The organism is Mesorhizobium sp. M0854 (assembly GCF_040319815.1).
In the GTDB taxonomy this organism is placed as follows: Bacteria; Pseudomonadota; Alphaproteobacteria; order Rhizobiales; family Rhizobiaceae; genus Mesorhizobium.
Window position 1 is genome coordinate 48,700 of the sequence record NZ_JAMYOL010000006.1, and the last position, 24,868, is coordinate 73,567.

Annotated in this window: 23 protein-coding genes and 1 riboswitch; of the genes, 10 read left to right on the forward strand and 13 right to left on the reverse strand. The window is 63.3% G+C overall.

Translation table 11 applies throughout. The annotated features are described in order from the left end of the window. Nucleotides 1-2: 2 nt before the first annotated feature. The 5 genes from NKH99_RS12375 (at nucleotide 3) to dhaL (ending at nucleotide 5,416) form a co-directional block, all read left to right on the forward strand. Entirely contained in the window at nucleotides 3-473 is a 471-nt protein-coding gene (locus tag NKH99_RS12375; protein ID WP_352503006.1) for a nuclear transport factor 2 family protein, read from the forward strand. A 97-nt stretch (nucleotides 474-570) separates the two neighbouring features. Continuing rightward, nucleotides 571-2,880: a xanthine dehydrogenase family protein molybdopterin-binding subunit gene (locus NKH99_RS12380; protein WP_352542230.1), complete on the forward strand. Its 2,310-nt coding sequence runs from the start codon at nucleotides 571-573 to the stop codon at nucleotides 2,878-2,880. 116 nt (nucleotides 2,881-2,996) lie between these two features. Further along, nucleotides 2,997-3,143, forward strand: a riboswitch (FMN riboswitch). 77 nt (nucleotides 3,144-3,220) lie between these two features. Then, complete coding sequence (locus NKH99_RS12385) at nucleotides 3,221-3,694, forward strand: 6,7-dimethyl-8-ribityllumazine synthase (protein WP_352472274.1); 474 nt, start codon at nucleotides 3,221-3,223, stop codon at nucleotides 3,692-3,694. A gap of 66 nt (nucleotides 3,695-3,760) precedes the next feature. Beyond that, a complete protein-coding gene (locus NKH99_RS12390) occupies nucleotides 3,761-4,768 on the forward strand; it encodes a dihydroxyacetone kinase subunit DhaK (RefSeq protein WP_353014242.1) in 1,008 nt (335 codons plus the stop codon). Between the two features lie 9 nt (nucleotides 4,769-4,777). After that, complete coding sequence (gene dhaL / locus NKH99_RS12395) at nucleotides 4,778-5,416, forward strand: dihydroxyacetone kinase subunit DhaL (RefSeq protein ID WP_353014244.1); 639 nt, start codon at nucleotides 4,778-4,780, stop codon at nucleotides 5,414-5,416. Here the strand turns inward: dhaL and derI are convergent. From derI to NKH99_RS12410, 3 genes are read right to left on the reverse strand one after another with little or no spacing between them, the layout of a single operon-like run. Further along, nucleotides 5,413-5,856 carry a D-erythrulose-4-phosphate isomerase gene (derI, locus tag NKH99_RS12400; protein ID WP_023676015.1) on the reverse strand — a complete coding sequence of 148 codons (444 nt, stop codon included), beginning with the start codon at nucleotides 5,854-5,856 and terminating at the stop codon, nucleotides 5,413-5,415. The genes dhaL and derI overlap by 4 nt on opposite strands. Nucleotides 5,857-5,881: 25 nt before the next feature. Continuing rightward, on the reverse strand, nucleotides 5,882-6,640 hold the full coding sequence (locus tag NKH99_RS12405) for a triose-phosphate isomerase (protein WP_353014246.1): 759 nt from the start codon (nucleotides 6,638-6,640) through the stop codon (nucleotides 5,882-5,884). Nucleotides 6,641-6,650: 10 nt separating this feature from the next. Continuing rightward, complete coding sequence (locus tag NKH99_RS12410; RefSeq protein WP_023676017.1) at nucleotides 6,651-7,415, reverse strand: DeoR/GlpR family DNA-binding transcription regulator; 765 nt, start codon at nucleotides 7,413-7,415, stop codon at nucleotides 6,651-6,653. A gap of 256 nt (nucleotides 7,416-7,671) precedes the next feature. Here NKH99_RS12410 and fba point away from each other — a divergent pair, with 256 nt between their 5' ends. Continuing rightward, nucleotides 7,672-8,736 carry a class II fructose-bisphosphate aldolase gene (gene fba, locus NKH99_RS12415; RefSeq protein ID WP_353014248.1) on the forward strand — a complete coding sequence of 355 codons (1,065 nt, stop codon included), beginning with the start codon at nucleotides 7,672-7,674 and terminating at the stop codon, nucleotides 8,734-8,736. 47 nt (nucleotides 8,737-8,783) lie between these two features. Here the strand turns inward: fba and NKH99_RS12420 are convergent, their stop codons facing one another. The 10 genes from NKH99_RS12420 to NKH99_RS12465 form a co-directional block, all read right to left on the reverse strand. Continuing rightward, entirely contained in the window at nucleotides 8,784-9,722 is a 939-nt protein-coding gene (locus tag NKH99_RS12420) for a sugar phosphate isomerase/epimerase family protein (protein WP_353014381.1), read from the reverse strand. After that, nucleotides 9,722-11,239, reverse strand: coding sequence for a glycerol-3-phosphate dehydrogenase (locus NKH99_RS12425; RefSeq protein WP_353014250.1), 1,518 nt, complete (start codon nucleotides 11,237-11,239; stop codon nucleotides 9,722-9,724). The genes NKH99_RS12420 and NKH99_RS12425 overlap by 1 nt, the downstream gene beginning before the upstream one ends. A 19-nt stretch (nucleotides 11,240-11,258) precedes the next feature. Continuing rightward, entirely contained in the window at nucleotides 11,259-12,299 is a 1,041-nt protein-coding gene (locus NKH99_RS12430) for a 2-hydroxyacid dehydrogenase (RefSeq protein ID WP_353014252.1), read from the reverse strand. A gap of 7 nt (nucleotides 12,300-12,306) precedes the next feature. Continuing rightward, nucleotides 12,307-13,869: an FGGY-family carbohydrate kinase gene (locus NKH99_RS12435; RefSeq protein ID WP_353014254.1), complete on the reverse strand. Its 1,563-nt coding sequence runs from the start codon at nucleotides 13,867-13,869 to the stop codon at nucleotides 12,307-12,309. Further along, on the reverse strand, nucleotides 13,869-14,993 hold the full coding sequence (locus NKH99_RS12440; protein WP_353014256.1) for an ABC transporter ATP-binding protein: 1,125 nt from the start codon (nucleotides 14,991-14,993) through the stop codon (nucleotides 13,869-13,871). Before NKH99_RS12440 ends, NKH99_RS12435 begins: the two co-directional genes overlap by 1 nt. Next, a complete protein-coding gene (locus NKH99_RS12445; RefSeq protein ID WP_352502996.1) occupies nucleotides 14,990-16,108 on the reverse strand; it encodes an ABC transporter ATP-binding protein in 1,119 nt (372 codons plus the stop codon). The genes NKH99_RS12440 and NKH99_RS12445 overlap by 4 nt, the downstream gene beginning before the upstream one ends. A gap of 4 nt (nucleotides 16,109-16,112) precedes the next feature. After that, entirely contained in the window at nucleotides 16,113-16,970 is an 858-nt protein-coding gene (locus tag NKH99_RS12450; protein WP_023676025.1) for a carbohydrate ABC transporter permease, read from the reverse strand. 9 nt (nucleotides 16,971-16,979) lie between these two features. Continuing rightward, complete coding sequence (locus tag NKH99_RS12455) at nucleotides 16,980-17,903, reverse strand: carbohydrate ABC transporter permease (protein ID WP_353014259.1); 924 nt, start codon at nucleotides 17,901-17,903, stop codon at nucleotides 16,980-16,982. Nucleotides 17,904-18,055: 152 nt separating this feature from the next. After that, nucleotides 18,056-19,501, reverse strand: coding sequence for an ABC transporter substrate-binding protein (locus NKH99_RS12460; protein WP_352680411.1), 1,446 nt, complete (start codon nucleotides 19,499-19,501; stop codon nucleotides 18,056-18,058). Between the two features lie 44 nt (nucleotides 19,502-19,545). Then, on the reverse strand, nucleotides 19,546-20,520 hold the full coding sequence (locus NKH99_RS12465; protein ID WP_023676028.1) for a sugar-binding transcriptional regulator: 975 nt from the start codon (nucleotides 20,518-20,520) through the stop codon (nucleotides 19,546-19,548). A gap of 225 nt (nucleotides 20,521-20,745) precedes the next feature. Between NKH99_RS12465 and NKH99_RS12470 the strand changes: the two genes are divergently transcribed. The 4 genes from NKH99_RS12470 (at nucleotide 20,746) to NKH99_RS12485 (ending at nucleotide 24,854) form a co-directional block, all read left to right on the forward strand. Next, nucleotides 20,746-21,789: a LacI family DNA-binding transcriptional regulator gene (locus NKH99_RS12470; RefSeq protein WP_353014261.1), complete on the forward strand. Its 1,044-nt coding sequence runs from the start codon at nucleotides 20,746-20,748 to the stop codon at nucleotides 21,787-21,789. Nucleotides 21,790-21,825: 36 nt separating this feature from the next. After that, nucleotides 21,826-23,094, forward strand: a complete 1,269-nt coding sequence (locus NKH99_RS12475) for an ABC transporter substrate-binding protein (protein ID WP_353014263.1) — start codon at nucleotides 21,826-21,828, stop codon at nucleotides 23,092-23,094. A gap of 75 nt (nucleotides 23,095-23,169) precedes the next feature. Beyond that, nucleotides 23,170-24,015: a carbohydrate ABC transporter permease gene (locus NKH99_RS12480; RefSeq protein WP_352472253.1), complete on the forward strand. Its 846-nt coding sequence runs from the start codon at nucleotides 23,170-23,172 to the stop codon at nucleotides 24,013-24,015. Further along, entirely contained in the window at nucleotides 24,012-24,854 is an 843-nt protein-coding gene (locus NKH99_RS12485; protein ID WP_352845045.1) for a carbohydrate ABC transporter permease, read from the forward strand. Before NKH99_RS12480 ends, NKH99_RS12485 begins: the two co-directional genes overlap by 4 nt. The last annotated feature ends 14 nt before the right edge of the window (nucleotides 24,855-24,868 follow it).

The window sequence follows — 24,868 nt, forward strand, 5'->3', positions numbered from 1 at the left end:
ATATGAAACTCACGCGACGCGCCGTTGCCGCCGCGGGTGGCGGCCTTCTCGTCTCTGCCGCCACAGCCTGGGGCGCCACATCCGATCCGGGAGCTCGTCACGGGCTCGAGGCCGCGGTAGACGCCTTCTTTGCCGGCTGGGCCTCTGGCGACTGGACGGCATTCCTTGACTGTTGCGATGAGACGATGACCTTCCAATTCCCTGTCGGCGAGCAACGAGGCCGACACGGACCGCCAGAGGGCAAACGGGCACTCGCAGCCTGGACCGCCGCGCATCAAGCGCAGGGGAACAGGATCACGAAATCGACCGTCGATCTCAAGCTCTTCGCCGCCGACTGGGTCATCGTCTGCGATCGCGGGAGCGGGACAATCGGTGGCGCGCCCTACACTGGCCTGCATGCGATCTTCATGCGAGCCGGCCCAACAGGGAGGCTGGTCGAGTTTCGCGAGTATTTCGGCGAGATCGCCGCGTGAGCTCCGGCCGCCGCGCGACGAACATGAAGGTGCGAGGAAGCGCGTCGTCGCGGCCTCGATGCCTCCGAACTCCAGATGAAAAATCTTTAGGTGACTTATGAACGAGACCATACCCGGACTGCCCGGCTCCGCCACCCATTCAAGGGTGAAACCTCGTGCCGATGCTGGCATCATCGGGCGGCCGATCGACCGCATCGACGGTCCGCTCAAAGTGACGGGCGGCGCCACATACGCTTACGAGAATGAGCTGGATGGTACAGCCTATGGCTACATTCTCGGCGCCTCCGTCGCCAAGGGCCGCATCGCCGAGATCGACACGGCCGAAGCCGAACGGGCGCCGGCAGTGCTGCTCGTCATGACGCACCGGAATGCGCCGGCCCAGCCGGATTTCGGCCCAACGGTCACGCCAACGGTGCCGGAGGTCTTCGCGCGCCCCCGGCCCGCGCTCAACAGCGATCAGGTACGGTATTACGACGAGCCGGTCGCGCTGGTCGTTGCGGAGACGTTCGAGGCGGCGCGCGCTGCTGCGGGCCTCATCAGAGTACGCTACGACGAGGAGCCGGGCCTCTACGATCTACCGGGACATATCGCCGACGCCTACGCGCCAAAGCGGACCAATGCCGGCTTCGAGACCGACAGCGTGGTCGGCGACTTCGAGCGCGCCTTTGCGACGGCGCCGATCAAGATCGATTCCACTTACGGGACCCCCTTCGAACATCACAATCCGATGGAGCCGCATGCGACGCTTGCTGCCTGGTCAGGCAACGAGCTGACGATCCGAACATCGGCGCAGACCCTCGCGAACTTCCGGGCCGGGGTCGCCAGCACGCTTCGCATCCCGCTCGAGCGAGTGCGCATCGTCAGCCCCTTCATCGGCGGAGGCTTCGGCTCCAAGCTGATTGCCCATGCCGACACGATCCTGGCCGCACTTGCAGCGCAGGTGCTGCAGCGCCCCGTGAAGATCGCGCTGACGCGACAACAGATGTTCGCCAATGCCGGTCATCGCGCAGAGATGGTCCAACAGGTACGTCTCGGCGCGGACACTGACGGGCGGCTCACCGGGATCGCGCACGATGTCTGGTCGGCAACGTCCAGCTTCGAGGAGTACTGCGAACAAACGGCAGTTTTTGCGCGCTCGCTCTACGCGGCGCCGAACCGTCTCACCCGCCATCGCCTGGTTCCGCTGGACATCAACCGCGGCGAATGGATGCGCTCGCCCGGCGAAGCGCCCGGCATGCTGGCTTTCGAATGCGCCATGGATGAGCTCGCCGAGCGCGCCGGTCTGGACCCGATCGAACTCAGGATCCGCAACGAACCGGCACAGGATCCCGAGCGCGGCGTGCCGTTCTCCACCCGCAATCTCGTCGCCTGCATGGAGGAAGGCGCCCGCCGTTTCGGCTGGGAGCGGAGAAACCCGACACCGGGCCGAACTCGGGAGGGCCGCAAGCTTATCGGCCACGGCATGGCGGCGGCGATCCGTCCGAACTATATCGGCGCGGCGACGGCGCGGGTTGCGATCGACCGGGACGGTCGGGTGACGGCGCGGCTCGACATGACCGATATTGGGACCGGCACCTATACGATCCTGACTCAGATTGCCGCCGAGAGCCTCGGCCTGCCGATCTCGTCCGTCAAGGTGGAGCTCGGCGACAGCCGCTTCCCGCGTACCGCCGGCTCCGGCGGATCCTGGGGCGCAGCAAGCGCGGGTTCGGCCTTGCATGATGCGTGCAACATCCTCAAGAAACAGATCCTGGAGGCGGCGCAGTCGAACGAAGCCTCGCCGTTGCGCGGCGCGAACGCCACCGAGGCAAGCTTTGCCGACGGCGAGGTCAGGGTCGGCCAGCGATCGGCGAGCCTGGCCGATCTTATCCGAGGGATCTCTCCCGACGGGCTCGAAGCCGAAGGCTCCGTAGCCGCGGGCGCCACCACCCAGTCATACAAGACCTATTCGCAGCATTCCTATGGCGCGCATTTCGCAGAGGTCGCTGTCGATTGCGATACCGGTGAAATCCGCATGCGCCGGATGCTGGCTGTGATCGGCGCGGGCCGTATCCTCAACGCCAAGACCGCGCGCTCGCAAATCATCGGCGGCATGACCTGGGGGATCGGTGCAGCGCTGATGGAGCAGACGGTGCTCGACCCGCGCTACGGCCACTTCGTCAATCACGATCTTGCCGAGTATCATGTGCCGGTCAATGGCGATGTCCCCGATATGGAGGTCGCCTTCCTCGAGGAAGACGACGACAAGGCCAACCCGCTTGGCGCAAAGGGTCTCGGCGAGCTCGGCGTGTGCGGTGCGGGGGCTGCTGTCGCCAACGCCGTTTACAACGCGGCCGGCGTGCGAGTGCGTGAATTTCCCATCACCTTGGACAAGGTGCTGCCTGCCTTACCTGTGATCGCCATTTGACGCTCTCCTCCCTCGCCCTCAACGGTGACCAGGTCGAAACGGATCGCTATTTCTGCGCCATCGATGACGATGCCGGTGGTTGACAGCGCTTTCCGGTCCTTCCATACAAACGCCGTCAATGTTCTCAGGGCGGGGCGAAAGTCCCCACCGGCGGTAAGGGTCTCGGCCCAAGCCCGCGAGCGCTTTCCGGTTAGCCGGAGGGGTCAGCAGATCCGGTGTGATTCCGGAGCCGACGGTCACAGTCCGGATGGAAGAGAACGAAATGGAAGACGGTCCGCTTTCGCGGTTCGGACTCCATATCGTGCGTCCTGATTCTGGTTCGAAACGGAAGGATGGACCCATGAATCAGCATTCCCACAACGACTATGAAACGATCCGCGTTGCCGTCATTCGCGCGCGTTGGCATGCCGATATCGTCGACCAATGCGTTGAAGCATTCGAGGCGGAACTGGCGGTTCTCGGAGAGAAACGCGTTGCCGTCGATGTCTTCGATGTGCCTGGCGCTTATGAGATTCCCCTGCATGCAAAGACGCTTGCCGTGACCGGCCGCTATGCCGCTATCCTCGGCGCCGCGTTCGTCGTCAATGGCGGCATCTACCGGCACGAGTTTGTTGCAAGCGCGGTCATCGACGGCATGATGAATGTGCAATTGTCGACTGGCGTGCCGGTGCTTTCGGCGGTGCTGACGCCGCACAACTACCATGACAGCGCGGACCATCACCGCTTCTTCTTCGAGCATTTCAAGGTCAAGGGCAAAGAGGCGGCCAGTGCCTGCGTGCAACTGCTGGCAGCACGCGAACACATCGCGGCGTGAAACCTCCACCGCCGGGTGGAAATCCCGGTAAGGCGCTGTAGTATCTCACGAAGCAGGAGGATGCCGGTGCAGACCAAGAAGATCATCAATGACGGCAATCGCTCCGTCGACGAGATGCTGGAGGGCATCCTGGCCGCGCATCCGCGCCATCTCAGAAGTGCGGACGGCAGCCGGCGCTCCATCATCGCCCGCGACGGCCCACGCCCAGGCAAGGTCGGTCTCGTCATCGGTGGCGGCTCGGGCCACGAGCCGACCTTCCTCGGTTTCGTCGGCAAGGGGCTGGCCGACGCCGCCGCGATCGGCAATGTCTTCGCCTCGCCGCCGCCGGACCCGATCCTCGAATGCGCCAAGGCGGCCAGCGGTGGCGCCGGCGTGCTGTTCATGTACGGCAACTATGCCGGCGACGTGATGAACTTCGACATGGCCGCCGAAATGGCGGCAATGGACGACATCGAGGTGCGCACCGTGCTGACCACCGACGATGTCGCCTCGGCGCCGCGCGACCAGAGGCAGAAGCGGCGCGGCGTCGCCGGCAATTTCTTCATCTTCAAGGCCGCCGGTGCCGCATGCGACCAGATGCTGTCATTCGATGAATGCGAGCGTATCGCCAGGAAGGCCAACGATCACACCTTCACCATGGGCGTGGCGCTGTCGCCCTGCTCGCTGCCGCAGACCCGCCGGCCCAATTTCGAGATCGGACCGGACGAGATGGAGATCGGCATGGGCATCCATGGCGAGCCAGGCATCGCGCGCGGAAAGTTGAAAACGGCCGACGAGATCACCGACGAAATGCTGGACAAGGTCCTCGACGAGATGGCGCTGGCGCGCGGCGATAAGGTCGCGGTGCTGGTCAATTCGCTCGGCTCGACGCCGCTGATGGAGCTCTACATCATGAACCGACGCGTCAAGCAGAGGCTCGACGAGATCAGCGTTTCCGTCCACGCGACCTGGGTCGGCAATTACTGCACCTCGCTCGAAATGGCCGGCGCCTCGGTGACGCTGATGCATCTCGACGGCGAGTTGCAGGCGATGCTCGATCATCCTTGCGACTGCGCCATGTTCCGCGCCGGCTGAGAAAGCATCATGACCTCGATCGATTCAGTCGGCTTGAAAAGAATGTTCGATGAGATCGCGGCGGCGATCGACGCCGACAAGGACAGGCTCTGCCAACTCGACGGCGTCATCGGCGACGCCGACCATGGCATCGCCATGGCACTAGGCTTCACAGCTGCGCGCGATACACTAGCGCAACTCGACCTCGCGGCGACCGAGCCGACGGCGCTGCTCAACACTGCGGCGAAATCCTTCCTCAACGCGGTCGGCGCCTCGTCAGGCCCGCTCTATGCGACCGCCTTCATGCGCGGTGCCGCCGCCGTCAAAGGCAAGGCAATTCTGGAGGACGCTGACACCATTGCCATGCTCCGGGCGATGGCGCAAGGCATCCAGGATCGCGGCAAGGCCGAGCTCGGCGAAAAGACCATGGTCGACGCCTGGCTGCCGGCTGCGCAAGCAGCGGGTGCCGCGCAGGAAGCCGGCAAGAGCCTGTCCGAGAGCCTGGAGGCTGCACTTGCAGCGGCCGAACGAGGTGCCGAGGCGACCAAGGACATGATCGCCGCCAAGGGCCGCTCATCGCGGCTCGGCGAGCGCTCGCTCGGGCATATGGACCCCGGCGCCGCATCGGCCGTGACGATCATCAGAGCGATGTGGAACAGTCTGGCTTAACCCCGCTTCGCCGCGTCGAGCCTGTCGATGGCCTGGACATTGCCGGCCGATGGTCCCTTCTCATCGAATTCTGATGCAAGCCATGCATCGACGATCGACTTGGCCAGTTCCGGGCCGATGACGCGGGCGCCCATGGTGATGATCTGGGCGTTGTTGGATTTTGCCGCGCGCTCGGCCGAATAGGTGTCGTGGGTGAGTGCGGCGCGAATGCCGGGCACCTTGTTGGCGGATATGGATACGCCGATGCCGGTGCCGCAAAACAGGATGCCGCGATCGTTTTCGCCGTCCAGGATGGTCTGCGCGAGCTTCTGTGACAGGTCGGCATAGTAGCCCGACTGGCTGAGGTCGCTAACCGTGAGGCCGGGCTTGGTAGCGAGGTGAGCGGCAATGACGTCGAGCAGCGGCTTACCGGCGCTATCAGCTCCAATGGCAATTTTCATGTTCCGTTTCCTTCCTGTTTGATGTTCAGATCGCCGCCGAGGCGCGCTTGAGGATGTCGATATAGCCGTCCGCCTGCCAGGCCGAGCGGCCGATGAACAAGCCGTCGATGTTGGGCTGGCCGACCAGTTCGGCGGCATTTTGCGGATTGACGCTGCCGCCATAAAGCACCGGCGGCACCGCCGGCAGCAGGTCGCGTGCGATTTTCTTGATTAGCGCCTGCTGCCTGTCGGCATAGTCCGAACTGGCCGGCACGCCCTTGTCGCCGATCGCCCAGACGGGCTCATAGGCAAACAGGATCGTCGCCGCCTTCGCCGCGCCTTCGAGAAACTGCAGCGCGCCGTGCACCTGCAAGGCCAGCACCGCAGCGGCCTGCCCGCTGTCGCGTTGAGCCAGGGTCTCGCCGACGCAGATGAGTGGCACGAGACCGTGCTTCACCGCCGCCGCAGTCTTCAGACCGACGGCGTTGTCGGTCTCGCCGAAATGCTCGCGCTGTTCGCTGTGGCCGAGCTCGACCATGTCGAGGCCGCAGTCTTTCAGCATGACCGGCGAGATCTCGCCGGTCCAGGCGCCGGCGTCGGCCCAATGCATGTTCTGCGCGCCGACCTTGATGCGCGTCGGCGACAGCGCTTTCTTGACCTCGCGGATCGCCGTGAAGGGCGGGATGACGAAAGGCTGGATGCGCTCGTCGAAACCGGGGACGAACTCCGCCAGCGCCTCGGCGAAAGCCATCGCCTCGGCGAGCGTCTTGTTCATTTTCCAGCTGGTGCCGACCCAATAAACCATACGTGCCCTCCTATTCTGCGATCACTGTCAGCGAAACGCCGGCACCATCCAGCGCGGCGCGCATCTGCGGCTGCGGCTCGCGGCCGGTGAAGACCGTGTCAAAGGCCTTGAGATCTGTCAGGAAGTGCAAGGCAGTGCGGCCGAATTTCCCATGATCGACCAGCAGATATTTGCGCGCTGCTGCGGCCATCATCAACCGTTTGGTCTGGACCACTTCCTGATCCTGGTGAAAGGCAGAGGCACCATGGATGGCCGATGACGACAGGAACGCGACATCGGCGCGCAATGATTTCAGCGTGTCCTCGGCGAGCAGGCCGAAGAAGCCGTGAAACTTCTTGTTGTATTGGCCGCCGAGCGCAATCAGGTTGATGCCGGCAACGCCCGCCAAATCCTGGATGACAGCCAGATTGTTCGAGATCACCGTCAGCGGACGCAGATCGGCAAGATGCCGAGCAACGCCGCCCGCGGTTGAGCCGTCGTCGATGATCACCGTCTGACCCGGTTCGATCATCGTCACGGCAGCGGCGGCGATGCGCTTCTTCTCGTCGCCGGCCAGCCGCTGGCGGTAGCGGAAATCGCTCTCGAAAAGGCTGCTCGGCTGGATCGAGGCGCCGCCGCGCACCTTGCGCAGGAAGCCGCTTTCCTCGAGCTCGTCGAGGTCGCGGTGGACAGTCATCTTTGACACGCCGAAGCGTGAGGCAAGATCGTCGACACTGGCGGTGCCGATGTCCATCAGAAAATCCATGATGCCTTGCCGACGGCCGTCGCTCTTCATTTCCGCGGCTTCCTCGTGCAATCCGGTTCCGAGATATAACAGCAAACGTCGCACAAGCCACCAAATTTTTTGTGATAATGTTATATCTCTATGGGATATCATGACGCTTCTGGTCGCGTCCTGTAACAAGAATTGCTGCCGGCCGAGCGCCCAGCGGTTGCGGTGCCGCGGAAATCCGGCCAGAAGCATTAGGGGCTCGACGACAACCGAACGGCCCGCAAACACTGGCTCGAAACCGGATACGGGAGACTACTGAGTGGCTCGCATCACACTGAGACAATTGCTCGATCATGCCGCCGAATACGGCTATGGCGTGCCTGCCTTCAACATGAACAATATGGAACAGGGCCTCGCCATCATGGAGGCAGCCGAGGAGACCAAATCGCCGGTTATCCTGCAGGCGAGCCGCGGCGCGCGAGCCTACGCCAACGATGTGGTGCTGGCCAAGCTGATCGACGCGCTGGTCGAAATCCATCCCGATATCCCGGTCTGCATGCATCTCGACCATGGCAACAACGAAGCGACCTGCGTCACCGCGATCCAGCACGGCTTCACTTCGGTGATGATGGACGGATCGCTGAAGGAAGACGGCAAGACGCCGGCCGACTACGCCTATAATTCCGGCATCACCCGCCGCGTCGTCGACATGGCGCATTGGGGCGGCGTCTCGGTGGAAGGCGAGATCGGCGTTCTCGGATCGCTGGAGATGGGCGGCGGCGAGCAGGAGGACGGCCATGGCGTCGAGGGCGTCATCAGCCACGAACAGCTGCTGACCGACCCGGTGCAGGCCGAACAATTCGTGCGCGACACCCGTGTCGATGCGCTGGCCGTCGCCATGGGCACCAGCCACGGCGCCTACAAGTTCAGCCGCAAGCCGGACGGCGCTGTACTGGCCATGAACGTCATCGAGGAAATCCACCGCCGTCTGCCGAGCATGCATCTCGTCATGCACGGCTCGTCCTCGGTGCCAGAGGAGTTGCAGGAGATCATCAACAAATATGGCGGCCAGATGAAGCCGACATGGGGCGTGCCGGTCGAAGAGATCCAGCGCGGCATCAAGCACGGGGTGCGCAAGATCAATATCGATACCGACAACCGCATGGCGCTGACCGGCGCAATCCGCAAGGTGCTGACTGAGAACCCGGCCGAATTCGATCCGCGCAAATATTTGACGCCGGCAATGGCCGCGATGCGGAAGCTGTGCAAGGAGCGCTTCGAGCAATTCGGCACCGCCGGCAACGCACCGAAGATCAAGCCGCTGCCGCTGTCGGAAATGGCCAAGCGCTACAAGTCCGGAAGCCTCGATCCGAAATTTGGCTGACGTATTCCGGTTCTGAGCAGGAGCTGCCTCAGCTCCTGCTCATCCGATCATGCTCGCGGCAAGAGATCGGCCCTGCCGGTCTCTATAAATGGTGCCCAGTAGTCGACCGACTCGCGGATCATGGCGATGACCTCGTGGTCGACGGGCTCGCGCTCGCGGAACGACAATTCGAGGCAGATCTCGTTGTCGACGCCGCCGCCACGGCGAACCGTCTCCAGCAGCTTTTCCGGCGTGATGCGGCCGTCCTTGTTGTGAGCGGCAATGAACGGCCAGTGACCACCCTTGTTCATCGACGACTGCTTGACGTGGATGATCGGCGATTTCCTGGGAAAGGCTTCGGCCCAGGCATAAGGGTCGGTGTCCGCCGGATTGCTCGAGGTCACGTCGCCATGGTCGATGTCGACCATCATGTTGAGCGGGATCGCCATGCCGGCCGCTTCGATCTCGCGCTGCAGTGCCCGGCAGCTTTCGATCGTATGGCCGAATTCGCGGCCGACCGACATCGGCTCCCAGAACAGGTAGGTCAAGCCGGCTGCTTTGGCATGTTCGGCGACCTCGCGCCAGCATTCCAGCGCGATGTCGAAAAGCCGCGCGCGACGTTCAGGATTGTCGTAATCCCGGTGGGTGAAGATCGCGAATTGCGTGCCGATGCCCGCGGCGCCGAGCTCGGCCGAAACTTCTGAAAAGGTCTTGAACCAGTCGACATAGTAGCGCCGCACGTCGGCATCGGGATGGCCGAAATGATTGAGCCGGCCGTAAGGGCCGGTCATCGCGGAGGTCACGCGCACACCGGTGCGGTTGAGCGCGGAGCGGAACAGGCGGACGAATTTGGCGATCGTCGCCGCCGGCCAGCCGGGATTGACGAATTCATGGGTGAGTTGGACATCCCTGATACCGATCTGATAGGCGATCGCGTCGATCAGGTCGTCCGGCTCCGCAAAGCGGTTGACCAGCGGATTGGTGTTGAGCGAAAGCGTAAAGGCCATCAGCCGGCCTTTGCCAGCCGGCTCGAGCACCAGTCCTCGAAGGCGGTTCTTTCCGCGGCGGACAGATGCAGGCCGTGCTTGGTGCGCCTTTCGAGAATATCGGCGGCGGTCTCGGCCCATTCATGCTCGAACAGGTAATTGGCTTCGCGCTCGAAAAAATCCTTGCCGAAGCGCCGGCCCAGTTCGGCGAGCGAGGTGGCCGCGCCGACCAGATCGCGCGTCCTTGTGCCGTAGAGCCTGCCGTAATGCTTGACCAGCGATGCCGGCATCCAGGGAAATTCATGGCCGAGGTCGCCCAGAAACTGCTCGAAATCGGCATTGGCGATATCGCCGCCCGGCAGGTGCCCTTTCGAGGTCCACGGCTTGCCCATTTTCGGAAAGAACGGGGCGATACGGTCGAGCGCGTGCTCGGCCAATTTGCGGAAGGTGGTGATCTTGCCGCCGAAGACCGAAAGCAGCGGCGCCTGCCCAGCCGGTGCGTCGAGTTCGAATATGTAATCGCGGGTCACCGCGCTCGGATTGTCGGCATTGTCGTCATAGAGCGGCCTGACGCCGGAAAACGAGTAGACGACGTCGCTGCGCGCAAGCTGGCGCTTGAAGTAGCGATTGACTGCCTTGATCAGGTAATCGATCTCGCTGGCATCGGCGGTCACGTCCTCCGGCCGCCCGTCATAGGGAATGTCGGTGGTACCGATCAGCGCCAGATCGTTCTGGTAGGGATTGATGAAGATCACGCGCTTGTCGCTGTTTTGGACGAGATAGGCCTGTCGCCCTTCCCAGAATTTTGGCACGACTATGTGGCTGCCCTTGACCAGGCGCACGTTGCGCCTGGAATTCTGGCCGGCGACGCGGTTGATGACGTCGTTGACCCAGGGTCCGGCGGCGTTGATCAGCGCCCGCGCCCGGACTGTGGTCCTGACGCCGGTTCGACCGTCGCGCATCTCCACCGACCACAGGCCGTTTTCGCGGCGGGCGGCGGTGCAGGCAGTGCGGGTGAATATCCTGGCCCCACGCTCCGCGGCGTCGAGCGCATTGATGACGACCAGGCGGGCGTCGTCGACCCAGCAGTCGGAATATTCGAAGCCGCGCTTGAAGCTGTCCTTGATCGGCGCGCCTTCTGGCGCGGTGCGCAGGTCGAGCGTGCGGGTGGCCGGCAGTCGCTTGCGGCCGCCAAGATGGTCGTAGAGGAGCAGGCCGAGCCGCACCAGCCAGGCCGGCCGATCATCGGGGCTGTGTGGCAGCACGAAGCGCATCGGCCAGATGATGTGCGGCGCGGATTCGAGCAGCACCTCGCGCTCGATCAGCGCCTCCCGCACCAAGCGGAACTCGTAATATTCGAGATAGCGCAAACCGCCATGAACGAGCTTTCCCGATCGCGAACTGGTGCCCTCGGCGAGATCGTCTTTTTCGCAAAGAATGACCGACAGGCCCCGGCCTGCCGCATCGCGCGCGATGCCGGCGCCATTGACGCCGCCGCCGATGACGAAGAGGTCGACGATTTCGGTTTCACCGCTCATCTCGCTCTATGCCCTGTCGTCAGCATGGATTGACCGGAGGCAGACCGGCGATGAAGCGGCGCACTTCCTCGGCCGCCTGCTCGGCCGCGTAGGTCACGGTGCGTACCGACGCGCCGGCGATATGCGGCGTCAATGTCACGTTCGGCAGCTGCAGCAAGGGCCAGTCGGCAGGCACCGGCTCGACGGCGAACGTCTCCAGCATAGCACTGCCGATGTGTCCCGAGACGAGCGCCTCGTAGAGCGCATCGTAATCGACCAGCGGTCCGCGCGCGGTATTGACGAAGATCACGCCGGGTTTCATCCGGGCGATGGTGTCCTTGGCGATCAGACCGCGCGTCTCCTCGGTGACGCGGGAGTGCAGCGTGACCACATCGGAGCGCGACAGCAGATCGTCCAGCGCAACCAGCTCGACGCCGGCATTGCGGTCCTCGGCGCTCAATTGCACATAGGGATCGCAAACCAAGATGCGGCAGCCGAAGGCGCGCAGCAGCCGAACCAGCCTGGTGCCGATATTGCCGTAGCCGATGACGCCGACGGTCATTTCGTTGAGCTCGCGGCCGGTACGGTCGGCGCGGTAGAGATCGCCGCGCCACTCGCCCTTGCGCAAGGCTTCGTGGCCGACGCGGATCAGCCGCGTTTCGGCGAGAATGGCGCCGATGGTGAACTCGGCTACGGCGCTGGCATTGCGGCCGGGCACATTGACCACGGTGATGCCGTGGGCCTTGGCGGCGGCCATGTCGATGTTGATCGGTCCGCCGCGCGAGACCGCAACCAGCTTGAGCGTGGGCAGGCGCTGCATCATGCTTTCGGAGAGCGGCGCAAGCTGGGTGACGAAGATTTCGGCGTCGCCGATGAAATCCACCACCTCGTCGGGATCGCCAAAATACTCCTTGACCTTGTCCAGACCAAGCGCGGCATTGCCGAATTGCATCGGCTCGTCGGGCCAAGCGGTCTCAATGCTGCGGATGTCGAGGTTGTCGCCGCAGGCCGCCTCGATTTTCTCGCGAAACACTTCCGGAAGCATGAAGCGGTCGCCGATGATCGCAATTTTCTTGGGCATGCTCTTCTCAATTCACGTCGGTTTGCCTGGACGCGGCCATCGAACGCCAGACCGGCCGCAGCGCCTCATGCGCCAATGTGTAGGACGGGGCCATCGCCTCATAGGCAGCGGCAAGTTTCCGGTCGCTGGGCTCGGCCGCACGGAGCAAAGGCGTGACCCATTCACTGACGCAATCGTCCATCGATGCGTACTGGCCGACGCAGACCGCAGCAATCATTGCGGCGCCCGCAGCACCGGCCTCCTCGCGCTCGCTGGTGCGAATGTCGGCGCCGACCGCAGCACCCAGGATCTTGCGCAGAGCCGGGCTCCTGGCCGCTCCGCCGGTCAGGCGGATTTCCTTGGGCAGTGGCCCCATGGCGGCGTAGCAATCGCGTGCCGCGAAAGCCAGCCCCTCGAACACCGCGCGGACCATGTCGGCATAGCCGTGCCTGGACGAAATGCCGATGAAGCCGGCCCTGGCATTGGCATCGACGAACGGCCCGCGCTCGCCGGCCTCCGAGACATAGGGCTGGTAGAGCAGCGAGCCTGGCTCAGACGACGATATCCACTGGTCGACCAGCGCGATCATCTCGCCATTGGTCCGCGTAATCCCTTGCGAGGCGAGAATGCCGGAGGCGAGGCCAAGGACCCAGTCGATATTGAGCGTTGCCGCCATGTTCGACTGCATCTGCGCAAAGACGCCGGGTGCCGGCATCGTCATCGTGTAGCCGGTTGCAGCGTCGTTGAGCAGAACCTCGTCCGGCGTTTCGGCAAGCCGCATATGCATTCCGGTGGAGCCGATGATCGAGCATCCCGGCTTGCGTTCGCGATCGAACAGGCCGGCGCCGAGCGCCGTGCAGGCGACATCGACATAGGCCAGAACGACCGGTGTGCCGGCGAGCAGGCCGGTCGCATCGGCTGCTGCCACCGACAGCGAGGTGCTTTGCCTGGTGCCATCGACGATGGGCGGCAACAGATGCCGGAGATCGGTGACGCCGAGTACCTCGAGCACATCATCGCAATAGCCGCGCGTGCGGAAGTCGCCGAAGGTGAAGGTGCCCTCGGACGGGTCGGTGGCGCGGTGGCCGGTCAACTTGAAATAGAGCCAGTCCTTGCAGTGGAACGCCGTCGCTGCATTGGCAAGCATCGCGGGCATGTGGCGCTTCATGAACACGAACTGCGATCCCTGCTGGCAGGCAGCGAGCCCGCTGCCGGTCTTTTCGAAGCGCAGCCGGTCCTCCGGCCGCGCGCGGATCTCCTCGACGACCGCGGCAGCGCGCGCGTCGAGCCACAGCCAGCCCTTGGCAACCGGCTCGCCATCCTTGTCGATCAGCCAGGTACCGTCGCCCTGCCCGGTCACGGCGATGGCAATGGTCCGGCTGGCGAGATCCGGCACCCTGTCGGCAAGCTCGCGCAAGGTCGTCGCGGTATCGGCCCAGGTGCGTGTCAGGTCCTGCTCGGCGCCGCCGCCCGGCAGTGTCTCGTATTTATTGGGCAGCGCGGCGGACGCGATCTGCCTGCCCGCCGTGTCAAAGGCGACGGATTTTATGACAGACGTGCCGGCGTCGATGCCGATCAGCACATCCTGCATCAAGCCAGCTCCGTGCCGTGCGAAATGGCATTGCCGCTCGCCTGATCGAAGACGTGAAGGTTTTTCGGATCGATGCTGATCTTGATCGGCGCGCCAAGCTCCAAGCGGGTTCGGTCATGTTCGACCAGGACCAGCGAACCGCCGGCGAAATCGGCGGCGATATGGGTCTGGTCGCCGAGCCATTGATTGGCCGAAACCGTCGCCGGCACACCATCCTTCGAGCGGCGGACCGCATAGGGCCTGACGCCGATGACGACGCGCTGCCGGTTGAGCAATTCGTCGCGAACCGGGCCGCTGAACGCATCCTTGTCGTAGTCGAGCGAAAGCCCGTCGGGCAGCTTGAGACTGATCTTGCCGGCAGCCGTGCCGACATAGGCCTCGAAGACATTCATCGGCGGCTCGCCAACGAAGGTGCCGGTGAACAGGTTTGCCGGCCGCTCCTTGAGCCTGTCAGGCGTATCGAACTGCTGCAGCACGCCGCCCTCCATGACAGCGATGCGATCGGCCAGCGCATTGGCCTCGGTCTGGTCGTGGGTGACCAGGATCGCGGTCAGGCCACGCTCCTTGATGAAATGCTTGATGCGGCCGCGCAGCACGGCGCGAAGCTGCGGCTCGAGCTGGCCCATCGGCTCGTCCAGCAGATGCAGGTCGGCCTCGCGGATCAGCGCCCGGCCGAGGCTGGCGCGCTGCTGCTGGCCGCCGGAGATCGAGCTCGGATAGCGCTCGAGAATGTCCCCGATCTCGAGCAGCTTGGCGATGTTGGCAACCTTTGCATCGACCGCACTCTTCGCCAGCCTGGCGGCCTTGAGGGCGAAGGCCATGTTCTCGCGCACGGTCAGCGGCGGGTAGAGCGAATAGCCCTCGAAGGCCATTGCGACGTTGCGCCTGACCGGCGGCAACGTGTGCACCTTGCGGCCGGCAACCGAGATGCTACCGCGCGAGACCTCTTCGAAGCCTGCGATCATGCGCAATGTCGAGGTCTTGCCGCAGCCGGACGAGCCGAGCAGCGCCACGATCTCGCCCTTGGCGATTTCCATCGTCAGGTTCTTGACGGCGTGTACGCCACGGTCGATCGGACCGTAGAACTTGTCGACGCCCGAAATGGTGATTGCGGTCGGGCTCATGCCGCTTCTCCGCTGCGCAAATTGACGACGTTTTTCGAGCCGATGCGCTCGCCGCTTGTGCGATCGAACAAAAGGGCGCTTTTACTGTCGACGGCGATGTAGACCTTGCCCTCGGATTGGCCCGGTGTCCCGGAAGGACGCGAAACCAGGATTTCACGGCCGCGCACGGTGCGCACCAGCGTGACGATCTTCTCGTTGAGCGGCGTCTCAGCCTCGACCGTCACCGGGATGGCGCCGAGTGTGCGTTCATCGACAAACGCCAGCGCCTCCGGCCGCAAACCGATCACGCAGTCGCGGCCGACCGCCGCCTCATGAGCGCCGGCAAGATGGACCTGGACGTTGGACAAGCCAACATAGATGCCCTTGGCGTCCCGCGCCGGCTTGACGTCCAGAAGGTTGATGGTCGGGTCGCCGAACAGCCGGGCAATCTCGACATTGGCCGGCTCGCGATAGATCTGCTCGGGCGTGCCGAGCTGTTTGACGACGCCCTGCGACATCACCGCGATGCGGTCGCCGAGCGCCATCGCTTCCTTGTAGTCCTGGGTGACATAGATGACGGTCGCGCCACGATCCGCCAGCAGTCTTGGCAATTCCAGCCGCATTTCGAAGCGCAATTTGGCATCGACGTTGCGCAAGGGATCATCGAGCAGCAGCAGCGGCGGCGAGCCGACCAGGGCGCGGGCAAGCGCGGTGCGTTGCTTCTGGCCATTGGACAGCGCCCGCGGCTTGTGGCTGAGCACATGGCCGATTTTCAACAGCTTGGCGACGCTCTCGACGCCGGTCTTTATCGTGCCTTGCGATGAGTGCTTGGCCTGCAGCGGCGTCGCAATGTTATCGAACGCCGTCATATGCGGGAACAACGCGAAGTTCTGAAATGCCATGCCGACGCCGCGGAACTCGGCGTCGAGATCGGTCATGTCCTCGCCGCCGATGAGTATCTTTCCCTCGTCGGGGTCGATGACGCCGGCCACCAGCCGCAGCAGCACGGTCTTGCCGGCGCCGGACGGCCCGAACAGGACCAGCGTTTCGCCGTCGGCGACGGTCAGCGACAGATTGTCGAGAACAGTCTGGCTTTTATAGCGCTTGACGATGTTTCGCAGTTCGAGGCTTGCCATCGGACTATCCTTTCACCGCGCCAAGCGACAGGCCTTCGACGAGATAGCGTTGCGCATAGAGCGCGAGCGCCAGCGTTGGCGTGATCGACAGCACGATCGCCGCCGAGATCTGGCCATACTGGATGCCCGAGGAGGTGATGAAGGCGAGCGCGCCGACCGTCACCGGCTGCTTGTCGGCCGAGGCGAGCACCAGCGCAAAAACGAAATTGTTCCAGGCAAAGATGAAGGCGAGCAGACCGGCAGCGGCAATGCCTGGGCCGGCGAGCGGCAGCGCGATCTTGCGGAAGGTGGCAAACCAGGAATGTCCGGCAATGCGGTAGGCGTATTCGATGTCGGCGGGAATGTCCTCGAAATAGCCGCGCACGATCCACAGGATCAACGGCAGGCAGATCAACTGATAGACCCAGATCAGCCCGATATAGGTGTTGGCCAGCCCGAGCTTCTGGAAATAGAGGGTGAGCGGCAGGAGCACCAGCAGCGCCGGCGCAAACCGGAACGACAGCAGCGTAAAGGCAATGTCCTCCGAGCCGCGGAATTTGTGCCGCGCAAAGGCGTAGGCCGCCGGAACGCCGAGCAGCAACGCGACGGCAACCGAGGTGACCGACAGGAAGACGGAATTCCAGAGGTTGCGCATGAAGGCGATGTCGAGCGTGCCGGCCGCCGTCATCAGCTTGCCGGTGATCAAGGCAGTGTAGTTGGCGAGCGTCGGCTCGAAGACAAGCTGCGGCGGAATCCGCAGGATTGTCTCGTTGGTCTGGAACGACATCATCAGGATCCAGACGATCGGGAACATGAAGAAGATCACGACCAGCGCCAGGGCAATGCCGCGCAGGATGCGTTCGAGAAGCGAGGTGTGTTCCACGCCAGCCTCCTATGCCTGGCCGCGGGCGCGTTCGCGCAGCCGCAGCCAATTCTTGATGAAAATGTTCGAGAGGAAATAGGTGATCGCCCACAGGATGATCATCAGTGCCGCCGAGCGGCCGACATTGGTCGACTGGAAGAAATTGAGATAGGCCTCGACCTGGAACACGGTCAGCGTGTCGCCCGGACCGCCCTGCGTCATGGCGTAGATGATGTCGAACTGCTGGATGGAATCAAGCAGGCGGAACAGGGTCGCCGTCAGGATGTAGGGGGTCAGCATCGGCAGTGTGATGCGGAAGAAGACGAAGCTGCGTGGCACGCCGTCGAGTGCTGCCGCCTCGAAGGGCTGCGTCGGCAGGCTGCGCAGGCCTGCAAGCAGCAGGATCATGATGAAGGGGGTGTAGACCCAAATGTCGACGAGCACGACGGTGAGCAGCGCCGTCGACGGAGACGAGGCCCAGCGGAAATCCTGCAACCCGATCAGGCTGGCGAGATAGCTGAGCACGCCGAAACCGGGATTGGTCATCAGCTTCCACATCAGCGCGGCGAGCGCCGGCGCCGTCATCAGCGGCATCAGCAGCATGATCGAGATGAAGTTGTTCAGCGTCGAGCGCTTTTGCAGCAGCATGGCGATGCCGAGACCGAGAAGCAGTTCAAGCACAACGGTGATGCCGGCGTATAGCAGCGATATCTCCAGCGTGTTCCAGAACTTCGGGTCGGTGAAGAAGGAGATATAGTTGTCGCCCCAGTTGAACTGCCGCGCCCAGGGTTGGCTCAACCGGTAGCGCTGGAACGAATAGACCACCGACGTCAGGAACGGGATCAGGATGCCGATGCAGACCAGCAGAGCCGGCAGGCTGAGGAGATAGGGCAGCACCCGCTTGCTGATCCTGAAGCTCGACGGCCTGTTTCTTTGTATTGTCGCCGCAGTCATCGGCTGCTCCGTCATCCTGTTGCTTCGCCGTCCCGGCCGCCCAAGGGAGCAAGGCGGCCGGTCGGGCGAGCAGGCGGCACCTTTCGGGACCGCGTCGCAAACGTATCACATCTCAAAGGCTGGCCCGCGGACGGGCCAGCCTTGGCCGCGGCTTAGCCGAGCCCGGCTTCCTTGAGCTGGCTGTTGATGCTCTCGGCCAGCTTGTCGAGGCCCTCGTCGACCGGCACTTCCTTGGCCACCATCTTCTGCAGTGTCGCCGCCCATTCGGTGGTGAGATCGAAGAACAGCGGCTGCGGGGTGAACTTGATGCTGGCGCCCGGCGCCGAGACGTCGAACATCTCGACATAACCCGGATAGCTCTTGTTCAGCTTCTCGCGGAACATCTCGTCGTTCCAGACCGACTGACGAACCGGATTGACGAAGTCCATCTTGGTCGCACCGAACAATGCATGCTCGGGTCCGGATGCCCATTGCATGAAGTACCAGGTTGCGTCCTTGTCCTTGGAGAAGTTGGACATCGACAGCGACCAGATCCAGATATTGGGCGTGGGCGCCTTGGCGGCAGGATTGGCCTTGAATGCCGAAAATGCGAGCTTGCCGGCCATCTTGTTGTCGCCGCCATTCATGAAGTAGCCAAGGATGTCGGCGTCGTAAATCATCGCCGAAGCACCTGCACCGAGATCGGTGCCGACCTGGTACCAGGTGTAGGTCGACCAGTCCTTCGGGCCGCTCTCCTGGATCATCTGGACCCACTGCTTGTGGAAAGCCTTGGATTCGGCGGTGTTCATCGCGGCCGACAGCTTGCCGTCAGCCGAGACGTTCAGGTCCTTCTGGTCGAAATTGGCGTAGGCCGACAGGAAGCCCGGGTGGATCGTCGCCCAGGAGCGCGAGCCGCGCACGCCGATGCCGTAAACGCCACCGCCGACGTCCTTGGTGAGCTTCGCGGCCGTAGCGACCATCTCATCCATATTGCCGGGAACGCTGACGCCGACCTTGTCGAACATGCCCTTGTTGTAGGTGATGTTGTTCTGCTCGAAGCCCCACGGAATGCACCATTGCTTGGCGTCTTCAGAACCCAGCGCGCCGCCCGGCTGACCGTTCCAGGCGGTGGAACTCCTGACGCCGGGCAGGAAGTCGTCCCAGGCATATTTCGGGTTGGTCTTGGCCGGATCCTTGATCCATTCATTGAGGTCGGTGATCCAGCCGGCCGGGCCGTAGGTCCAGGTCATGTAGGCGCCGGTCATGAAGGCATCGTATTCGGGCGAGCTGGCCGACAGCGCGGCGGTAACCTTGTCGAAATAGACGTCTTCGGGGAACACGTCATAGACGACTTCCATGCCGGTCAGCTTCTTGAAATTGTCGAGGTTGGCGATCATCGCATCGGCGTAAGGATGCTTGTTGAGCAACAGCTTGATGGTTTTGCCCTTATGCGCCTGCCAGTCGAAATCAGCCGCCAGGGCGCGGGTCTGCCCGAAATTGAGCAGTGTGCCGGCGGTGCTGGCGGCAAGGCCCATTGCACCGAGGCCCTTGATCAGCCCACGGCGGTCGACTTGTCCACGCAGGAATGCGTCGATGAGGTCTTTCTCTTTCTCATGCATTTCTCTTCTCCTCCACAGGGTAGTTTCAACGAAATGGTTGCCGGCTACCCGACCGGCGTCTGTTCCACGAGCGATCGCGCCGTCCGCTCGTCGGTTATCAAGCCTTTGAGATAACGGCCCTCCAGCACTGACTTGATGGCGCGAACCTTCACCTTGCCGCCGGCGACGGCGACAATCCTGCGGTTGCTGATGTCTTCGCGCGCCAGTGCCAGCGCCCGGTCGGAAAGCGTCGTCGCAACGGCCTTTCCGGCATCGTCGAAGAAATGGCCGAGCAGTTCGCCGACACCGCCGTTGCGGCGGATCTCCTCCATCTCGCCCTTCTCGATCATACCGGTGGCGACAAGCGAGGCCTCACGTTCGGCGGTGCCGATGCCGGCGATGAGCAAGTCGGCGGACTTGGCGAGGTCGAAGACATCGCTGACGCCTTTCTGCCCGAGCAACACTGTTCGATCCTCGACCGTGTTGGCGAACATCGGTACGGGCATCACATAGGCCTCCGCACCAGTCCGCTCGGCGACGCGGTGGATGACGTCATGCGGATTGGCCGAGAACTTGCGCGTCAGGCCGCCAAGCAGCGAGACGAAACGGATCCTGCCGGCCGATATGCGCGGCAGATATTCCACGCAGGCGGCAAGCGTGCGGCCGTGGCCGACGCCAATCAGCGCCTCTTCGCCGCGTTCGATCTCGCGCTTGAGAAACTGCGCGCCAGCAATGCCGAGCGCCTTGAGCGGCAGGTCTTCGGCATCGAAGTCCGGAACCACCTCGCAGTAGTCGAGGCCGTACCGCCCGGACAACTCATCCTCAAGCTCCACGCATTCTGAGACTTCGCCGTCGATGTAGACTTTGACCAGGCCTTCCTGATTGGCCTTGGTGATCAGGCGATGCGCCTTGAGGCTGGTCAGGCCGAGCCGCTTGGCGACTTCCGACTGGGTCAGGCCGCCGGCATAGTGAAGCCAGGCGGCACGGGCTGCCATGCCTGTCTCATCATCGCGCAGCAGGCCGTTGCCAAAACCAACCATTTCCGCCCTTTGATATTTTTATCAGTTGCTGCAAAATTTTTCACAACGCATCGCCCGAGTCAAGCAACCGCTGCGTTTAAATCTCCGGCCAGGAGCTTGCCGGCCGGCCGAATAGGGCCGCGCTAACCAACGGGCAAGAAACAACACCGACCGCGCGCCATTTAAAACGTTTGCAATTTCGCTTGAACTGATTACAAACGTTTCAAACTTCGTTCGGGAGGAACGATGCCGGCCCGCGTTACGACCCTCAAGGAACTTGCTGCGCAGCTCGGCCTGTCGATCACGACCGTTTCGCGCGCCCTTGCCGGCCACGAGCAGATCGCCTTGAAAACGCGCCAACGTGTCACCGAGGCCGCGCGCCAGGCCGGCTATGTGCCGAACACCGCAGCCCGCACGCTGGTCTCCGGCCGCAGCGGCTTTGTCGGCATGGTGCTTCCGATCCGCGGCCCCAATCTGGTCGACTCCTTCCTCGGTGAATTCGTCACAGGGCTCGGCGAAGGGCTGGTTTCGCACGGCTCCGACCTGATCCTGGCCGCAGCAGCGCAAGGCCAGTCGGAACTTTCCGTGCTTCGCCATGTCGTCGAATCCGGGCGCGCCGACGGCGTCGTCGTCACCCGCATCGCCGAGGTCGACGAGCGGCTTGCCTATCTGCGTCACCGCAATTTCCCGTTCGTCGCGCATGGCCGGCTGCTCGACGGCGACTTTGCCTACCATTGGCTCGATACCGATGGCGCGCACGCATTCGGCGAGGCCTTCGACATGCTCTACGATCTCGGACACCGCCATTTCGGCCTGGTGACGATTTCCGAGCCGATGACATTTCGCCATCTCAGGCAGGACGGGCTCGCCGCCGCGATCGCCCGCCGGGGCGATCCGTCCGTCAGCCTCGATGTGGCGACGGCGCCGCGTTTCGATCGCGGTGCCCGCATCCAGGCAATCAACCGGCTTCTGCACGCCACCGAGCGGCCGACGGCGATTGTCGCACTGTTCGACGAGCTGGCGCTGACTGTGATGGAAGAGGCGGGGCGCGCCGGACTTGCCATTCCTCGAGACCTTTCGGTGATCGGCTTCGACAACATAGCCGCCTCCGCCTATGCGCCGCCGGGGCTGACCACTTTCGACGCCTCGATCCGCCGGTGCGCGCGCGAGATCGGCGAGATGCTGCTGACCGTCATCGGCGACAGGCCGGACGCGCCACTGACGCGGCTGGTCCGGCCGACACTTGTCTCGCGGGCAAGCCATGGCCCGGCACCCACAGGACGGAACTGACGCCTTAGCGGCGCACAACCAGGGAGGAAGACGACGATGAATGCGTTGAGGACATTGGCAGGTGCGGTGCTGGCGTTGTCGCTTGCTGCCGGCGCAGCACAAGCCCAGCAGGTGTTGTTCTGGTCGACACAGGCGCGACCAGTGGAAGAGACGCAGAAGATGCGCAGCGAAGTGCTGAAGGGGTTTGACGGCCAGGTCGACTATCAGGTCGCCGAGGACGGGCCCTGGCTCACCCGCCTTCAGGCCGAACTGCAGGCCGGCGCCGGCACCATAGGCGTGCTCGGCGGCCTGCACGGAGACTTCTCCACCGTCGGCGCGAACCTTGTCGATCTCTCTGGCGTCGATCTCGGTGGCGTCACGGTCAACGAGACCTACAAGAAGCTCGGCATGCTCGGCACCGGCGAGCAGAAGTACCTGCCATGGATGCAGGCCACCTTTCTGATGGCGGCCAACAAACAGGCGCTGCAATATCTGCCGGCCGGCACCGATCTCAACACCATCACTTATGACCAACTGATCGAGTGGGCGAAAAACATCGCTGAAAAGACCGGTTCGCCCAAATTCGGTTTTCCGGCCGGCCCGAAAGGGCTGAAGCACCGTTTCTTCGAGGGTTTTCTCCTTCCATCGTATACCGGCTCAATGGTGACGAAGTTCCGCTCGGCGGAGGCCGAGACGGCGTGGAATAAGCTCAAGGACTTGTGGCAATACACCAACCCGAATTCGACCAACTATGCCTTCATGCAGGAGCCGCTGCTGACCGGCGAAGTCTGGGTGGCATTCGATCACGTGGCGCGCCTCGCCGACGCCTTCAACCAGAAACCCGACGAGTTTGTCGCCTTCCCGGCGCCGGCTGGCCCGGCAGGCCGCGGCTACATGCCGGTGGTGGCCGGTGTCGCTATCCCGAAGACCTCGCCTGACATGGACAAGGCCAAGGCGCTGGTCGCCTATATGCTGAAACCGGAAACCCAGATCGCGACGCTGAAGGCGACAAGCTTCTTCCCGATCGTCGACGTCAAGCTGCCCGACGACATGCCGGCCTCGGTGAAGGCCTTCAGCCCAGTGATCGCCACCATGACCGGAGCTCCCGATGCGTTGCCGGCGCTGCTGCCGATGGGACTTGGCGGCCTCGGCGGCAAGTTCAATCAGATCTACACCGACAGCTTCGAGCGCATCGTGCTCGGCGGCGAGGATGTGCACGGCGTGCTCGACGAACAGGCGACGGCGCTGAAAGCGATCATCGAACAGGCGGAGGCGCCGTGCTGGGCGCCCGACAAGCCCTCGCAAGGCGCCTGCCCGGTCGATTAAGAATCCTCCCGGGCGTCCGGATTTCCAGCGCGCCGGGCGCCCACCCCTTTTGAAGCTTCGAATAGAGAGCGCTCCATGCACAGCAAGGCCCTGCCCTATCTGCTGCTGACACCGGCGACGCTGTTCCTCTGCGTCTTCTTCCTCTACCCGTTCGTGTTGGTCGCCTTCGAGGCGTTCACCCGCGACGGCGGCTTTACGCTCGACAATTTCCGCACCATGGCGGGCAGCTGGAAGTTTCCGGTCACTGTCCGCAATACGCTACTGCTGAGCGTCGTCGTCGTGCCGATTCAGTTGGTTATGGCACTGCTGATGGCAACCGCGGTGTCGCGGCTCGAAACGGGACGCAGCGCCGCGCTTTATATCTTCGCCATTCCGCTCGGCATCTCCGATCTGGCCGCCGGGCTGATCTGGCTCGCCATCTTCGACCAGTCCGGCTTCCTGAACACCTTGCTCTCCAATCTCGGCGTCATCGACAGCCCGGTCATGTTCCTCGGCTACCAGAGCAAGCTGACGATCTTCATCGCCGTGGCGCTGGCCGAGATCTGGCGCGCGACCGCCATCATGATGGTCATTCTGGTCGCCGGCATGGGGCTGATCCCCCGGGAATACTACGAGGCGGCGGAGGTTTTTGGCGCTAGCCCGTGGAAGCGCTTCATCAAGATCACGCTGCCTCTGCTGCGCCCAAGCCTGCAGACGGCGATCATCCTGCGCGTCATCCTTGCCTTTGAGGTCTTTGCCGTGGTTGCAGCACTCGGCGGCACCAATCTGCCGGTGCTGATGGGCGAGACCTACAATTGGCAGTTCACGCTGCAGGACCACAATGTCGCCGCCGCCATGGCGCTGTTCATCCTCGCCATCTCGATCGGTTTCACACTGTTCTTCCTGCGTGTGCTGCGTGTGCCGAAGGAGGCGCGGATATGAGCACTGTCGCGGAGATCTCGATCGCCGCGCCTGAGGCCCGCAAAGCCGGCAACTGGTTGCTGGTCGCAACGGTCATCCTGCTTTGCGTCTGGGTGCTGCTGCCGATCTATCTGTTGATCGTCAACGCGCTGTCGTCGCCGGAAGAGGTGACCGCCTTTCCCAAGCGCTTCTTCCCGTCATTCGATTTCGGCAGCCTTTCTTTCTTCATCAATTTCGCCGGCGTCGCCAAGGCGCTGTGGAACTCCGTTCTCGTCGCCACGCTGACGATGCTCCTCTCGATCGGCTTCGGCGCACCCGCGGGCTACGCACTGTCGCGCTTCGATTTCCCAGGCAAGGAAACGTTCCGTTTCCTTGTGCTGATGACCCGCGCCTTCCCGCTGCCGCTGCTGGCGCTGCCGCTGGCGGTGATGTTCATCCGCACCGGCCTCGACGACACCGCGATCGGGCTGGCGCTGGTCCACACCACGCTGGCGCTGCCGTTTGCGGTGCTGATCACCTTCTCGCTGTTCTCCGGCATTCCCGTCGAGCTGGAGGAGGCGGCCTGGACGCTCGGCTGCACGAGATTGCAGGCATTCCGAAAAGTCATTCTGCCGCTGGCGCTGCCGGGCATCGCGGCGTCCGCGGTGTTTGCCTTCACCATCTCCTGGAACGAGGTGTTTGCCGCCGCCGTGCTCACCATCGAGAACCGGACGCTGACCGCCTTCCTGCTGCAGAGCCTTGGCGAATCGCCGCTCTACCTCAAATTCACCGGCGGTGCTGCCTTGGTTATCCCGGCACTGATCTTCATTTTTGCCGTCCGCAAATATCTGTTCGCCATGTGGGGGATCGCCAATCGATGACGCGCACAAAAGAG